The organism is Cognataquiflexum rubidum, assembly GCF_022538115.1.
GTDB classification, from domain to species: Bacteria; Bacteroidota; Bacteroidia; order Cytophagales; family Cyclobacteriaceae; genus Cognataquiflexum; species Cognataquiflexum rubidum.
This window is the reverse complement of record NZ_JAKZAL010000039.1, coordinates 1-14,815: the sequence shown is the minus strand read 5'-3', so window position 1 is coordinate 14,815 and position 14,815 is coordinate 1. Positions and strand designations below refer to the sequence as shown.

General features: G+C 42.2%; 16 protein-coding genes. 11 read left to right on the top strand and 5 right to left on the bottom strand.

The window, feature by feature from the left end; translation table 11 throughout:
• Positions 1-51 precede the first annotated feature (51 nt).
• From MMU05_RS22585 to cysM, 4 genes are read left to right on the top strand one after another with little or no spacing between them, the layout of a single operon-like run.
• Positions 52-339 (top strand): FtsB family cell division protein, encoded by a 288-nt coding sequence (locus MMU05_RS22585; protein ID WP_241143936.1) that lies wholly within the window; start codon positions 52-54, stop codon positions 337-339.
• Complete coding sequence (locus tag MMU05_RS22580; RefSeq protein WP_241143923.1) at positions 320-874, top strand: hypothetical protein; 555 nt, start codon at positions 320-322, stop codon at positions 872-874. The genes MMU05_RS22585 and MMU05_RS22580 overlap by 20 nt, the downstream gene beginning before the upstream one ends.
• A gap of 18 nt (positions 875-892) precedes the next feature.
• On the top strand, positions 893-1,726 hold the full coding sequence (epsC, locus tag MMU05_RS22575) for a serine O-acetyltransferase EpsC (protein WP_241143922.1): 834 nt from the start codon (positions 893-895) through the stop codon (positions 1,724-1,726).
• Entirely contained in the window at positions 1,723-2,601 is an 879-nt protein-coding gene (gene cysM, locus MMU05_RS22570) for a cysteine synthase CysM (protein WP_241143921.1), read from the top strand. The genes epsC and cysM overlap by 4 nt, the downstream gene beginning before the upstream one ends.
• A gap of 49 nt (positions 2,602-2,650) precedes the next feature.
• Here the strand turns inward: cysM and MMU05_RS22565 are convergent, their stop codons facing one another.
• The 5 genes from MMU05_RS22565 to MMU05_RS22545 form a co-directional block, all read right to left on the bottom strand.
• The gene (locus tag MMU05_RS22565; RefSeq protein ID WP_241143920.1) at positions 2,651-3,373 is read right to left on the bottom strand and encodes a DUF4397 domain-containing protein; all 723 of its coding nucleotides are present in this window, start codon (positions 3,371-3,373) and stop codon (positions 2,651-2,653) included.
• A gap of 97 nt (positions 3,374-3,470) precedes the next feature.
• Positions 3,471-4,841 carry a Gfo/Idh/MocA family protein gene (locus tag MMU05_RS22560; RefSeq protein ID WP_241143919.1) on the bottom strand — a complete coding sequence of 457 codons (1,371 nt, stop codon included), beginning with the start codon at positions 4,839-4,841 and terminating at the stop codon, positions 3,471-3,473.
• Between the two features lie 143 nt (positions 4,842-4,984).
• A complete protein-coding gene (locus tag MMU05_RS22555) occupies positions 4,985-5,194 on the bottom strand; it encodes a hypothetical protein (RefSeq protein WP_241143918.1) in 210 nt (69 codons plus the stop codon).
• Between the two features lie 86 nt (positions 5,195-5,280).
• Positions 5,281-6,351 carry an Ldh family oxidoreductase gene (locus tag MMU05_RS22550; protein ID WP_241143917.1) on the bottom strand — a complete coding sequence of 357 codons (1,071 nt, stop codon included), beginning with the start codon at positions 6,349-6,351 and terminating at the stop codon, positions 5,281-5,283.
• 27 nt (positions 6,352-6,378) lie between these two features.
• Positions 6,379-7,338 carry a Ppx/GppA phosphatase family protein gene (locus MMU05_RS22545; RefSeq protein WP_241143916.1) on the bottom strand — a complete coding sequence of 320 codons (960 nt, stop codon included), beginning with the start codon at positions 7,336-7,338 and terminating at the stop codon, positions 6,379-6,381.
• A gap of 163 nt (positions 7,339-7,501) precedes the next feature.
• On the opposite strand from MMU05_RS22545, the gene MMU05_RS22540 reads away from it, so the two are divergent.
• The 7 genes from MMU05_RS22540 (at position 7,502) to MMU05_RS22510 (ending at position 14,350) form a co-directional block, all read left to right on the top strand.
• The gene (locus MMU05_RS22540; protein WP_241143915.1) at positions 7,502-9,085 is read left to right on the top strand and encodes an acyl-CoA carboxylase subunit beta; all 1,584 of its coding nucleotides are present in this window, start codon (positions 7,502-7,504) and stop codon (positions 9,083-9,085) included.
• 113 nt (positions 9,086-9,198) lie between these two features.
• A complete protein-coding gene (locus tag MMU05_RS22535; RefSeq protein WP_241143914.1) occupies positions 9,199-9,573 on the top strand; it encodes a four helix bundle protein in 375 nt (124 codons plus the stop codon).
• Between the two features lie 50 nt (positions 9,574-9,623).
• Positions 9,624-10,697 (top strand): M42 family metallopeptidase, encoded by a 1,074-nt coding sequence (locus MMU05_RS22530; RefSeq protein WP_241143913.1) that lies wholly within the window; start codon positions 9,624-9,626, stop codon positions 10,695-10,697.
• Positions 10,698-10,762: 65 nt separating this feature from the next.
• Positions 10,763-11,521 (top strand): ABC transporter substrate-binding protein, encoded by a 759-nt coding sequence (locus MMU05_RS22525; protein ID WP_241143912.1) that lies wholly within the window; start codon positions 10,763-10,765, stop codon positions 11,519-11,521.
• A 122-nt stretch (positions 11,522-11,643) separates the two neighbouring features.
• Positions 11,644-12,996, top strand: a complete 1,353-nt coding sequence (locus MMU05_RS22520) for a Gfo/Idh/MocA family oxidoreductase (protein WP_241143911.1) — start codon at positions 11,644-11,646, stop codon at positions 12,994-12,996.
• Positions 12,997-12,998: 2 nt separating this feature from the next.
• The gene (locus tag MMU05_RS22515) at positions 12,999-13,757 is read left to right on the top strand and encodes a 3-keto-disaccharide hydrolase (RefSeq protein ID WP_241143910.1); all 759 of its coding nucleotides are present in this window, start codon (positions 12,999-13,001) and stop codon (positions 13,755-13,757) included.
• On the top strand, positions 13,754-14,350 hold the full coding sequence (locus MMU05_RS22510; protein ID WP_241143909.1) for a 3-keto-disaccharide hydrolase: 597 nt from the start codon (positions 13,754-13,756) through the stop codon (positions 14,348-14,350). The genes MMU05_RS22515 and MMU05_RS22510 overlap by 4 nt, the downstream gene beginning before the upstream one ends.
• The last annotated feature ends 465 nt before the right edge of the window (positions 14,351-14,815 follow it).

Here is a 14,815-nt window from a genome sequence, read left to right as displayed (position 1 = left end):
TGGAATTATTAGCCTCCAATGTATATATTTGTTTTTATCAAGGAGAATACGATGAAAAAGTACCTCAAATACACCAAAAATTTCTACTTCTTATTTACCCTATTTTTTATTGTTTGGATGGTGTTTATTGATTCAAATGACATCCTTACCCAATTTAAGCTTGGTTCCAAAATCAAGGAGTTGGAAAAGCAAAAGGAATTCTATCAGGATAGGAAAGCTAAAATCCTTGCTGACAGAGAGGAATTGATGAGCAATTATGAGCTTTTGGAAAAGTTTGCCAGAGAAAGATATCTGATGAAAAGGGAAAGTGAGGATCTATATGTGGTGGTCGAAGAATAAGCCAATTTTTGTTGTGTTTTTGTTTTTTCTCTTCTTTGGAATAGGAAACCTTCATGCCCAAAGAGAAATTCAGCAAGGCGAAAAAGCACCGTTAAAAGACAGGGTTTATTTTGGAGGAAATCTCGGAGTTGCTTTTGGAACAATCACTTTTGTAGATGTTTCGCCATTGGCAGGAGTGATGCTTACCAATACCCTTTCGGGAGGACTTGGAGGTACTTTTCAATATTTCAATGACACAAGGTTTCCTGAAGGAGACAATACCATTTATGGAGGCCGTGTTTTTTTAAGAAATAACATTTTCCAGAGTTTCTTTATCCACGCAGAATATGAGAGTTTGAATCTTGACCTTTATAATCCCAGATTTGATAGATTTGAAAGAGATTGGGTTCCCGGGTTTTTTCTGGGCGGTGGTTATTTTACCCCTTTTGGGGGCAGAGGCGGAGCAAATTTTACTTTCCTTTATAATTTCTTGTATGACCCCATCAGGTCTCCCTATAATCAGCCCTACGTCCTGAGGGTTGGGTTTTTTCTTTAATCAACCAAATAGCCAAAAATGAATTCCTTAATAAAAAAACTCAGTAAATCCCACCGGGATTGTCCGCAATGCCCTTCCCCAAAATTAATCCATACTTTTTTTGAAAGTGTGTTGGGTTTGCTTTTCCCTGATTTTGCCAGCGAACTTTTAAAGGAAGAGGATCAGGTTGCCGAAAAAATCGAAGAATTGAGGCATAAACTATCACAGGTTTTGCTCAAGAATAAGCACTTGTACAAAGGAGACGGCATAGAGATGGCCAATGGATTCTTTGATAATTTGGAGCGGGTATATGACCTATTGATCCAAGATGTGGGGGCATTGTATGACGGAGACCCAGCTGCCAAATCCATGACAGAAATTATCAGATGCTATCCCGGATTCTATGCCGTGGCGGCTTACAGGATTGCCCATCTGTTACACTCTTATGGTGTGACGCTGATTCCGAGGATGATCACAGAATACTCCCACAGCAAAACAGGAGTGGATATCCATCCCGGAGCCAAAATCGGAGAACGCTTTTGTATTGACCATGGTACAGGCATCGTAATTGGAGAGACAACCGTTATCGGTGATTGCGTCAAAATCTATCAAGGCGTCACTTTAGGCGCCTTGAGTGTTGACAAAGAAGATGCAGATAAAAAGAGACATCCCACCATCGAAGATGACGTCGTGATCTATGCGGGAGCGACTATTTTGGGAGGAAATACGGTGATCGGAAGGAATTCTACCATTGGGGGAAATGTTTGGATTACCAAAAGTGTGCCTCCAAACAGCAAGATTTATTACCAGGCAAAAATGTACAATCCTGACTTGGATCAGACTGATACCTATATCATAAAAAATGAAGGATGAAATTAACTGACCTGATAGGAAATACACCTTTGGTAGAGGCAGTCAAAATCCCTACCAATCCTAAAGTAAAGATTTTTTGTAAACTGGAGGGACAAAACCCCGGAGGAAGTGTCAAGGACCGCGCTGCCTACAACATGATTAATTGTGCGCTGGAAAGAGGAGATATCAAACCCGGGGACAGACTTGTGGAAGCCACATCAGGCAATACAGGCATTGCTTTGGCCATGGTGGCCAATATTCTCGGTCTTAAAATGACCTTGATCATGCCGGATAATTCTACCAGAGAAAGGATACTTTCAATGGAAGCTTATGGAGCAAAAGTAATCTTGACACCTGCAGAAAGGACCATAGAATATTCGAGGGAATTGGCTGATAAAATGGCTGCGGAAGAAGGTTATTTTATGTTGGACCAATTTTCCAATCCGGACAATTATATGGCACATTATTATAGTACCGGTCCGGAGATATGGAAAGATACCGAAGGAAAAGTCACCCATTTTGTTTCGGCAATGGGTACCACAGGTACTATCATGGGGGTATCGAAATACCTCAAAGAAAAAAATCCATCGATTCAGATTGTAGGAACCCAACCTACTGACGGTTCCCAGATTCCGGGGATCAGAAGATGGACTCCGGAGTTTTTGCCAAAGATTTTTGATGCAAGCCGTGTAGATCGGGTTATTGATGTCAGTCAGGATGCAGCAACCATGATGACCAGAAGAATGGCAAAAGAAGAGGGGATTTTGGCCGGAATGAGCAGTGGGGGAGCTTTACACGCTGCGATCCAGCTTTCATCCGAATTGAACTCAGGCATTATCGTCTGTATTACTTGTGACAGAGGAGACCGGTACTTAAGTTCTGATCTTTTTGGATAAAAAAATCCCGGAAGCACAGCCGCCGGGTTTTCCACAAAAAAACAAATTTCTAGAATTTAATGTAGTTGGTCAGTAGCTGTACGCTGATCGGATTGTTGCCGTTAACAGGATTTGCAAATCCTCTGATCACCAAGGAATAGACCCTGTTTCCAAGCAATTCAATTTCATTGACTGTTACGAGCACTTCTCCTGTGGTTTTTGATTTGACGACTACTTTAACTTTTCCTTTTTCCAATTCAAGGAAATCAGAAACTGAAAGGTAGGATGCAGCTGAGCCAAATGGACTTTGGTTTGCAATGCTGACCTCAAGATCACCGGCATCAGGAGACAAATGCACGAGCCTGACTTGGGACTTTAACCCGTCCGGTTCTTCCCAGATATCCTCAACCTGGATGGCATCCAAATCTGCTGCTTTGTTCACCAGAAAAACAGTGTAGATTTTATCTTGATCTAAGGAAATATTTTTCTCCAACAGGGTATTTTGGGCATTAAAGGGGTTAAAACGTAGTCTTCTTTCTCCAGCAAAAAAACCACTGTATGGGAAAGTCTGACCAAATAGCAGGGCTTGGTTATTGATTTTCCTGGATTCGGCATATATGTCCAGATCAGGTCCATCTGGTGAACCATGATAAATGGCGACAAATGCAGCAGGAGGCTGAGGGGTATTCTCGAGTTTATCAACACAGCCTGTTGTGAGAAATGTTGCGGAAAGGAAAATTGAAAACAATTTCAGGAAACCAAAGATTTTGTTTTTCATACTTGTAGTCTTCATAGTTGGTATAGTTTGCATATTGTCAATACGGATTAATGACAGCCAACGCTACAAGGGTTTAAAAAAAAAATCCCCGAAAATTTTCCGGGGATCAAGTTTAAACATTGTCAGGTTCGGGATGCACCCAAGGGCCTCTATAGGGTCTTCTGAGTTTTTTGGTCGCTTCCGGGTCATCGACGATGATTCTCTTTTTTGGATCATAGACGAGTGGTCTTCCGAGTTCCATTGACATATTTGCCAAAATACAGCTTGCCGTGGAGATGTGTCCCTCCTCAATATCCGCAACAGGAAGCTCTCCTGTTTTCATGGAATCCAATAGGTTTTGCATCTGTCTTCTGGTAGCAGGGGCGGCATTGAGTTCGATTCTGTTTTCAGTCAGGTCTTCAGGATATTGTTCTTTTTCAAACAGGACATCAAAAAGAATTTTGTCTCCTTTTCCAAAGGGTATAAATTCAGCTTTCATCGTACTTCCGGCCAAAGTCCCGTTCTCACCAAAAATCTTGAAAGCCCAAGGATATTCAGGATCCACAGGATTGCCCCAAGTACGGTGCTGCCACACGACATTCAGCCCATCAAATTCGTAGATAGCAGTTTGTGTATCTGCAATATTCGATTTTCCCTCTTTTTGGACGTAGATTCCGCCGGTCGCAGTTATTTTGCTCGGCCATCCGAGACCCAAAAGCCAACGTACTGTATCCAACATGTGGACACACATATCGCCCGGAATCCCATTTCCATATTCCATAAATGTTCTCCACCATCTTGTATGGGGAATTCCATCATATGGACGGAGTGGGGCAGGACCAGTCCACATGTCATAATCCAAAAATGCAGGTACTGCCTCAACAGGGGGATTTCCATTGGCCCTCATGTGATAATAGCAACAGATCTCTACATGCGAAATATTACCCAACATGCCACCATCCAAAACCTTCTTTTTGGCATCCCAAAGGTGTGGAGTGCTTCTTCGTTGGGTGCCGACCTGCACCATTTTATTATATTTCCTTGCCGCAGCTACCACAGCCTCCCCTTCGATGACATCTACTGAGATGGGTTTTTGGAGGTAAACATGCGAACCTGATTTGATGGCAGCAATGGCCTGTAATGCATGCCAATGGTCGGGAGAACCAATCACTGTAATATCCAGTTTGTTTTCTTTCAATAATTCCCTGTAGTCGTTATAAAGCTTTGGGATTTTTCCTGATTTCTGTCTTTTGGATACCAGATCGCCCGCCTCCTTCAACATGTTTTTGTCCACATCACAGAGCGCCACCACTTCCACATTGGCAACCTGTATCAATCTGAAAAGGTCGCTTTTCCCATACCATCCCGACCCGATCAAAGCCACTTTGAGAGGTGTATCATTTTGAATCGGATTGATGCCAATCATCCCCATACTCGATAGGGCCAATGCAGCAAAACCGCCGGTTTTCAGAAATTGTCGTCTGTTGTAAGTAGATGCGCTCATAGGTTTTTGGGTATTTCGATTGAGAAATTTTTATGACCTTCAATTTACAAAAAGGTAAAAACCAAACAAATGTGATTTGATGGATGGTTGGTCAATAGCCAAAATGGGCATAGAAAAAGAAAAAAAATATTTCAATTCAATCTTTATTTCTGGTCTTCCATCCTGCCGGCTTTGAAAGCAGTCTTATCCATCTTAGGTGGATTATCTAGAGAAAAACCATATGCCAAGCTATTAAGATAAAATGCAATCTCCAGCAATTCCCAGGGACTTTTTCCACGGTATTCCTCGCCGTAGTTCACTTGTTCATCTGCCTTCGATGCTTTGAATGCTGTCCTGTCTAATTTAAATTCCATGAAGGTCAATTTACCAAAATGAACTTGGATTGAGAATTTATTCAAAAAATAATTGAAGATGGAGTAAGCTTTGGGTAGACTTCTGTTTATAATTTTACTCCAAATCTTTCTCCCAAACTCCTCAGATCCTCTTCCACAGGCTTAAGCAAAGGGATTCCCCTGACCCTTCTTTCGGCTTCAAGTTCGCGTTCAGGATCTCCCGGGATCAATACTTTTTCATTTCCTTCTGTAGGTTTTGCCTGACGGAATCTACCGATCCAATTGTCCATATGGGATTTGAAGTCATCCGCAGGACGGAAAGCATCTACGCGCATCGCACCAAAAAAATGGCCCAAACCCTCACCGACAGGATTGGGGTCCGGCTCAAGGAATGCCACGAAAGGTGGGACCCATGGCCCATAATTTGCTCCCGAAAGGACTGCGGAAAATATATCAACTATTGCTCCCAAAGCATATCCTTTGTGAGATCCATGTTCTCTATCTCCTCCGAGAGGAAGCAAAGCGCCTCCTTTTTTAACGCCATTGGAATCAGTCGTCTGATTGCCGTCTTTGTCCTGCACCCAACCAAGTGGTGCATCCATTTCTTTTCTCTGCAGGATTTCCAATTTCCCATTTGCTGCAGTTGTGGTGGCCATATCCGCGACAAAAGGAGGTTGGTTTTTAGCCGGAATAGCCACAGCAATAGGATTGGTTCCAAGCAATCTTTCTTTGGAAAAAGTTGGACTTACCAAAGGACTTGCATTGGTAAGTGAGATCCCGATCATGTCATGGTCGAGAGCCATCATAGCATGATATCCCGCAATGCCGTAATGGTTGGAATGCTTCACCGAAACCCATCCCGTACCTGCGGTTTTTGCTTTGTCAATCGCCACCTGCATCGCAAAAGGTGCGACAACCAAACCCAAACCACCGTCACCATCAACGACAGCCGTACTCGGGGTTTCGTGGACTATTTTGATATTTGGGGTTGCGTTGATTCTTCCTTTTTCCCACAGCCTCACATAACCTGAAAGCCTTGCCACGCCATGAGAATCTACGCCTCTCAAGTCAGCGGATAACAATACATCGGCTGCGAGAGATGCATCTTTTTCGGGACAGCCGATTTTTAAAAGTATGGATTTGGTAAAATCGAACAGGTCTGCGTATGAAAATATCATGGTTGGGATCCGGATTTAAGGATTGGATTACCTGCTGATAAGCGTGTGGACTCGGGAATGTTTTCCCATCAATTCCGCAATAGCTCCTTCTTTCAGTGCAAAATTGGAACAAATCAAGGTGGAAACAGGGACAAACTTCAAGATATATTCGATCAGGCAGGCAGCCACGACGATCATATCCACCCGCATTTCGATCATCCCGGGAATCAAAAGTCTTTGATCTCTATTGAGTGTCAGAAGCTTTTGGGCAATCAATTCAAATTCCCCTCTTGGCAATTGAAATACCTGTTGTGTCTTTAGTTTGGTTTCATGAAGGGAAGCAAAGTACATATCTGTAAGCGTATCAAAAGTTCCTGAAGAACCAACCAAACAAGTCGGATTGAATGTATTGATGGCTTCAAGAAGTTCCACAAGTTTTTGTTCAAGATAAAAAGTGAGGTTTTCGGCCTCTTCGGGTAAAATCGGATCATGATAATGAAACAGGTCCAGCATCCTTTGCCCGCCGATTTCAAAACTTTTTCTCCAAAATGCTTCTTGCGAATTACCTATTATAAATTCGACTGAACCACCTCCAATATCCATCATCAGGCAGGTTTCATCTGTAAGTGAACCACTAAATCTGATACCTTCGTAGATCATTTGGGCTTCCTGTTCCCCATCGATGATAAGTACATCTATCTGGAATTGTTCTTTGATTTTGGCTACAAATTCTTTTCCATTATCAGCATTGCGCACCCCGCTGGTAGCAAAGGCAAAAATGCTGGTGATTCCTTCCCCGTCTATCAGGTTTCTGAAATGGTGCAAAGTATGAAAAGCCCTTTTTTCAGCATCAGGATGAATGGTGTTGCGGCTGATACCGCCCTGACCGATCTTGACAGGAATTTTCTCTTTATATATAGTCTCGAACCTGTCTGCATACAATTCCACCAAAAGAAGGTGAAACGTATTGGTACCCATGTCGATGATTGCAGCTTTGGTCGGAATCATACCCCTTGTTTTTTGAATGCGCGAATATAAAAAGTTTATTCTAAAACCCTTGACAAGAATTTATTATGATCTCGAATTTGAATTTCCTTGAGGTTCCTCAATTTAAATTTCCTCGCTAGATTGTCCCGCATTATATTTGACCTAACCAAATAACTTTAGCAACATGGACAGCAAAATCAAAGGCGTTTATACCCTTCCCTCCAATAAGGACAAATTTGAATTACTGAATAAGAAAAACGAGGAAGCTTTGCTCGGTGGAGGAGAAGCAAGAATTGCCGCCCAACACAAGAAAGGCAAACTTACAGCAAGGGAAAGGTTACATTTTTTACTTGATGAAGGCAGTTTTCAGGAAATTGACAAATTTGTGATGCACCGAGCCAAAGACTTTGGTCTTGACAAAGAGCATTACCTAGGCGATGGCGTGGTGGCTGGATATGGAGAAATCAACGGACGATTGGTCTATGTGTATTCACAGGATTTTACGATTTTTGGAGGATCTCTTTCGGAAACACATGCGGAGAAAATCTGCAAAATCATGGACATGGCCATGAAAAACGGTGCGCCCGTCATTGGTTTGAATGATTCGGGAGGAGCAAGGATTCAGGAAGGCGTTGTCTCTTTGGGTGGATATGCGGATATTTTTTATAGAAATACTTTGGCCTCGGGCGTAGTGCCCCAGATTTCAGCCATCATGGGACCCTGTGCAGGTGGAGCGGTGTATTCTCCTGCAATCACAGATTTTATCCTGATGGTCGAAAACACCTCCTACATGTTTGTGACCGGACCCAATGTCGTAAAAACCGTCACTGCCGAAAATGTCACTGCAGAAGAATTGGGCGGGGCAAGCACACATTCCACCAAAAGTGGGGTAACTCATTTTGCCTGTGCCAATGAGTTGGAATGTATCCAAAACATCAAAAAATTGCTCAGTTACATGCCTCAAAACTGCGAGGATACCGCTCCTGTTTATGGATATGAATTAAAAGAAGATGAGTCCAGAAAGGTTTTGGATACCATCATTCCCGATAATCCTAACCATCCGTATGATATCCGCGATGTAGTGGATGGGATCTGTGATGAGGGCTCGTTTTTGGAAGTGCACAAAAATTACGCAGACAATATTGTCGTGGGATTTGCAAGGCTTGCGGGAAGAAGTATAGGTATTGTCGGAAATCAACCCCAATCACTTGCCGGAGTTTTGGACAATAATGCTTCGATGAAAGCAGCAAGGTTTGTGAGGACATGTGACTCTTTCAATGTACCCCTATTGGTATTGGTGGATGTGCCGGGATTTTTGCCGGGGACAGATCAGGAATGGAATGGAATCATTACCAATGGGGCCAAGTTGCTCTATGCGTTCTCGGAAGCGACAGTTCCAAGGATAACCGTTATTACCCGAAAAGCTTATGGAGGTGCTTATGATGTGATGAATTCCAAACATATCGGAGCTGATCTGAATTTTGCCTGGCCTACTGCTGAGATCGCCGTAATGGGTCCCAAAGGTGCGGCAGAGATTATTTTCAAAAGAGAAATCGCCGAAGCTGAAGATCCGGCAGCCAAACTCCAGGAAAAGATTGATGACTATACTTCCAAATTCGCCAATCCATACCGCGCTGCCCATAGGGGTTTTATAGACGAAGTCATCATCCCTTCCGAAACAAGAGAAAAACTGATCAGAGGTTTTAAAATGCTGGAGAACAAAGTGGATAAACTGCCGAGGAAAAAGCATGGGAATATTCCTTTGTAGTAGATGGTTAATGGTTAAAAAGTTATTGGGTTAGTGATTCTTAAATTGAAACTTAGTTATATTAGTTTGAATTTTTGAATTATTAATCCAAATACCATTAACCAAAAGAATAAATGGAATCTTTCGAACAACTGGAGGTCTGGAAAAAGGCTAGGAAAATTAGAATTTTTGTAATGAAAGTAATTCTAAAACTTCCCAAGGAAGAGAAATACGGTCTATTTATGCAATCAAAAAGATCTTCAAGATCAATTTCAAATAATATTGCAGAAGGATTTGGAAGATTTCATTTCCAAGAGAATATTCAATTTTGCAGAGTGGCCAGGGGTTCCCTTACCGAAACACTTGACCATATGATAATTGCTTTAGATGAAGGCTATATTTCAGATGAAGATTTAAATAATTTCCGTCACTTATACAGCTCGTGTCTTAAATTGATCAACGGTTATATCGCCTACTTGAAAAAAGCAAAAACAGGTCAAGATTCCTAAATAACCCAATAACTAATAACTATTAACCAATAACTCCTTAATAAAATAAAATGCCCTTAGAAAACGACAAACTCTTCCTCTACAAATACCTTAACAACGCCTCTCCCACCGGATTTGAGGCATCGGGCCAACAGATTTGGTTGGATTATATCAAACCTTATGTGGACAGCTACTTTACTGACAGCTATGGAACAGTCGTGGGAGTCATCAATCCCGAAGCTGAATACAAGGTCGTCATAGAAGCCCATGCCGACGAGATCAGTTGGTTTGTCAATTATATCAATGCCGACGGCTATATCTATGTCCGTAGAAACGGCGGGTCTGACCACATGATCGCTCCGTCCATGCGGGTAAATATCCACACGGACAAAGCCGTCATTCCCGGAGTTTTTGGTTGGCCGGCGATCCATGTCAGGAAAGAAGGAAAAGAAGAAGGGCCGACTTTGGATAATATTTTTATCGATGTCGGGGCAAGAAACAAAGAAGAAGTGGAGGCATTGGGCATCCATGTCGGTTGCGTGATTACCTTCAAAGATGACCTGCAGGAATTGAACGGAAAATTCTATTCAGGAAGGGCCTTGGACAACAGGATTGGGGGATATATGATCGCACAGGTAGCGAGGAAAATCCAAGAGGCAGGTCTCAAGCTTCCTTTCGGTTTATATATAGTGAATGCCGTTCAGGAAGAAATCGGTCTCCGAGGCGCGGAGATGATCGCCGCCCGCATCAAGCCGAATGTAGCGATCATCACCGATGTGTGCCACGATACCACTGCGCCGATGTATTCCAAGATAACAAGTGGAGAGCAGGTTGCCGGAAAAGGACCTGTCTTGACTTATGGTGCTGCAGTCCACAAAAAGTTATTGGATTTGGTCATCGAATCTGCCAAGAAAAACAGCATTCCATTCCAACGGGCAGCAGCTTCGAGAAGTACCGGAACAGATACAGATGCTTTTGCTTATTCCAATGAGGGCGTCCCGTCTGCCTTGATTTCCCTTCCTTTGAAATACATGCACACGACCGTGGAGACAGCTAGCAAAGAAGATATCGAAAATGTCATCTTGCTGATGTATCAATTCTTGGCTGAATTGGATCCAGGCTATGATTTTAGATATATTAAATAAGTCCATAGTCTATAGTCCACAGAAGGGAGAAACCACCGTGGACCGTGGACTGTGGTCTGTTGACTATGATATTTACAGACCAACTCAATCGCGCCATTTCCCTTCCAAATCCTCCAAAAAGGATTGTCTCTTTGGTGCCATCGCAGACAGAGCTTTTGGTGGATTTGGGATTGAGGGATAGGATTGTAGGTGTTACAAAATTTTGTATTCATCCCAAAGGATTGAAAAAAGAAAAAACGGTTATTGGGGGCACAAAGAATTTCCATTTTGATAAAATAGAATCGCTTCAACCTGACCTGATTATTGGAAACAAGGAGGAAAATTACAAAGAGGGGATTGAAAAACTAGCTGAGAAGTATCTAGTTTGGATGAGTGATATTTTCACTTTGGAGGATGCTTACAGGATGATTTTGAGCATAGGGGAGTTGACTGATACTTCAATACAAGCCGTCCAAATCGTATCTCAGATCAAAGATGGTTTGGATAAAGAATTCAAACTCAAAGGTTCTGCCGTTTACCTGATTTGGAAAGACCCTTTGATTGCAATCGGTTCAAATACTTTTATAGATTCCATGTTGGAAAAAGGAGGTTTCAAAAATCTCATCAACCAATCTCGGTACCCTGAGATTGATTTGGAAGAAATTGTAAAATTGAATCCGGAATTCCTTTTGCTCAGTTCAGAGCCTTTTCCATTCAAAGAAAAACACATTTTATTTTTTCAAGAAAAATTACCCAAAACTAAAATCAAGATAGTGGATGGGGAAATGTTTTCTTGGTACGGAAGCCGATTACTCTTTACCGGAAAATATTTTGAAGATCTTTAAGCGAAAGCGTGCTTATCTTGGGCAGATTCCGTTTATAAAAATATAGAGCATTGAAAAATACTTATATAAAAAATTTAAGTAACTTTTCGATCCGTAATTACAAAAATAACTAACCCAAGACGATGAAGCAAAACAGAAGACATTTCTTAAAGAAACTTGGAGCAACAGGCGCTGCTGCAGCAATAAGTCCGTTGGCATTTTCGGAAGAAATTCCAGATAAAAATTTCCTCGAAAGAGATATAGCCCTTGGTTCTGCCAATGACTCTCCTATCAATTTGGCTTTGATCGGTGCAGGAATCATGGGTACAGAAGATACCAATTCTGCGCTAAGGCATGCCAATGTCAAGTTGGTGGCTGTTTGTGATTTGTACAAAGGCAGACTTGAGTCGGCCAAGCAGAAGTGGGGAGCCAATCTGTTTGTTACCCAAGATTATCAGGAAGTCCTCAAAAGAAAAGATATTAATGCTGTTATCATTGCGACTCCTGACCATTGGCACAAGCAGATCAGTATCGATGCCATGAATGCAGGAAAGCATGTCTATTGCGAGAAGCCGATGGTTCATTCTGTCAAAGAAGGAATGGACGTTGTCAATGCTTGGAAAAAATCTGGGAAAGTCATGGTAGTGGGCAGCCAAGGTGTTTCTTCTTTGGGTAATGAAAAGGCCAAAGAACTTCTCGCCGCCGGAGCCATTGGAGACATTGTTTATGCAGAAGGATTTTGGGCGAGACATTCTCCCGAGGGCGCATGGCAATACAATGTCCCAAAGGATGGAAATGAACAGACGGTTGATTGGAAAAAATACATCTCCAATACCACAGCTAGAGATTGGGATCCTTTGAGATTTTTCAGATGGAGAAATTACCTTGATTATGGTACTGGTATGTCCGGCGATTTATTTGTTCACCTCTTTTCAAGTTTGCATTTTATTACCAATTCCAAAGGTCCAACCAAGGTATCATCCATGGGTGGCTTGAGGTATTGGAAAGATGGAAGGGAAGTTCCCGATGTACTGTTGGGGATGTTTGATTATCCCCAGACACCTGAGCATCCCGGATTCAACCTTTCTCTAAGATGTAATTTTGTTGATGGCACGAGCGGTACTACTTATTTGAGAATAGTGGGTACCAAAGGTTCCATGGACGTGAAATGGGAAGAAGTAGTCGTCAAACTCAATCAAAATGCTGAAAGTGATGATCCGTTTTTGAGAGAACAGGCGAAATTGAGAGGAGCTACCGAAGAAAGCAGAGCCAAAATCCTTCCTCCCCGTGAGACAGTATACGCTGCAGAAAGAAGCTGGAAAGGCGCACATTATGACCATTTTGGAAATTGGTTCAATGCCATTAGGACAAACGGCACAGTGGCCGAAGACCCGGTATTTGGGTTTAGGGCTGCGGCTCCTGCCTTGCTCTGCAACGACAGTTACTTTCAAGATAAGTTTATGAAATGGGATCCCGTAAATATGAAATTGATTTAATTATGAAATACACAAGAATAGCTTGGATAGCTTTGATTTCCTTGGCTTGGGCCTGTAGCCCAAAGCCTGCCGAAGAAGTGACGGAAGAAGTTGCAGAAGTAATCCTTCCTGATAATTCCCTTTCTGAGGATGAAAAATCAGCAGGTTGGATGTTGTTGTTTGACGGTGTCAATACCGATGGATGGAGGGCCTTTAATGGTGATTCTTTACCGCCAAATTGGACCGTTGAAGATGGTTCGCTCAAAGGTCTAGGCCATGAGGGAGGGGATGTTGGCGGGGATATTGTATTCGCACCTTTGGAATTCGAGCAATTTGAAATGGAATTCACATGGAAAATAGCAACCGGTGGAAACAGTGGCGTCTTCTACCATGTAGTGGAGGATCCAAAATATGCGGCACCTTATTACACAGGACCTGAATACCAGGTTATTGATCAGCTAGGATTCCCACAGCCTTTGGAAGATTGGCAATCATTGGCAGCTGATTATGCGATGTACGTCCCTGATTTTGAGGGAGTGGTAAAGCCTGCCGGCGAATGGAATGTTTCGAGAATTATTTTTACCAATGAAAAGGCGGAATACTATTTGAACGGAAAGAAGACTGTCGAATTCGTGCCTTACTCTGAGGATTGGAATACAAAGAGGAACAGCGGTAAATGGGATGCTTTTCCCGATTACGCGATTTCAAAATCTGGATTGATCGCCCTTCAAGACCACGGAAGCGAAGTTTGGTTCAAAAACATTAAAATAAGACCATTATGAAGAAGTTATTAATAGTATGCTCATTCCTTTTGTTGGCGCAAGTGTCATTTGGCCAGAAAAAAGAGAAGTTGTTCAACGGCAAGGATTTGACGGGTTGGATAGTCTACGGTACCGAAAAATGGTATGTGGAAAATGGATTGATTGTATCTGAGAGTGGTCCTGACAAAGGTTATGGCTATTTGGGAACAGAAAAGCATTACAAAAATTTTGAAATCAATCTTGAGTTTAAGCAAGAAGCGGATGGCAACAGCGGGGTTTTTATACGATCTACAGTTGTCGGTACCAAAGTATCAGGTTGGCAGGTAGAAGTTGCCCCTCCGGGAAACGATACAGGTGGGATTTATGAGAGTTATGGCAGAGGTTGGTTGATCAAGCCGGATCCTGAAAAAGACAAAGCCTTGAAATATGGCGATTGGAACAAGATGAAGATCGTTGTAAAAGGCGATAGAGTCACATCTTATGTTAATGGTGTCCAAATGGTCGATTATACAGACGAGAAAATCGGTAAGGGTGAAGGTGGAATTTTATTGCAGATACATGACGGCGGGGGGATCAAAGTGTATTGGAGAAATATCACTTTGAAGGCACTTTAAGGAAATATCAGGTTTTGATTGATATCCTGCCTCGGTTAAAATCGGGGCAGGATTTTTTTTAAATTTTTGTTGCTGACCATCAGTGACATTTGTCCTATTTATCAATTATTTCAAAATACAACTTTGTGTTTAATGAAATGATTTACACCTTTGCACTCCCAAACGGGGGAACAATTGTTGAAATTAGAAGGTCAAAAAAATAATTTTATTTTCTTCACCGATTGTAAATTTTATTCTTACCTTTGCACTCCTGTTTGTAAGGAACGGGAAAAATAGATGGGGCGAGAGTCTTACGATACTGCTGAAAGAGGCGGTAAAAGTTCATTGAAATACTGGAGAAACGACATTAAAAGGCCTGATGGGGAGACCCTGAAGGCAGAAGATTGACAGGGCTAGGAAACGAGCCGCAGCGATGCGGCAAAAAAAACTATACAATGGAGAGTTTGATCCTGGCTCAGGATGAAC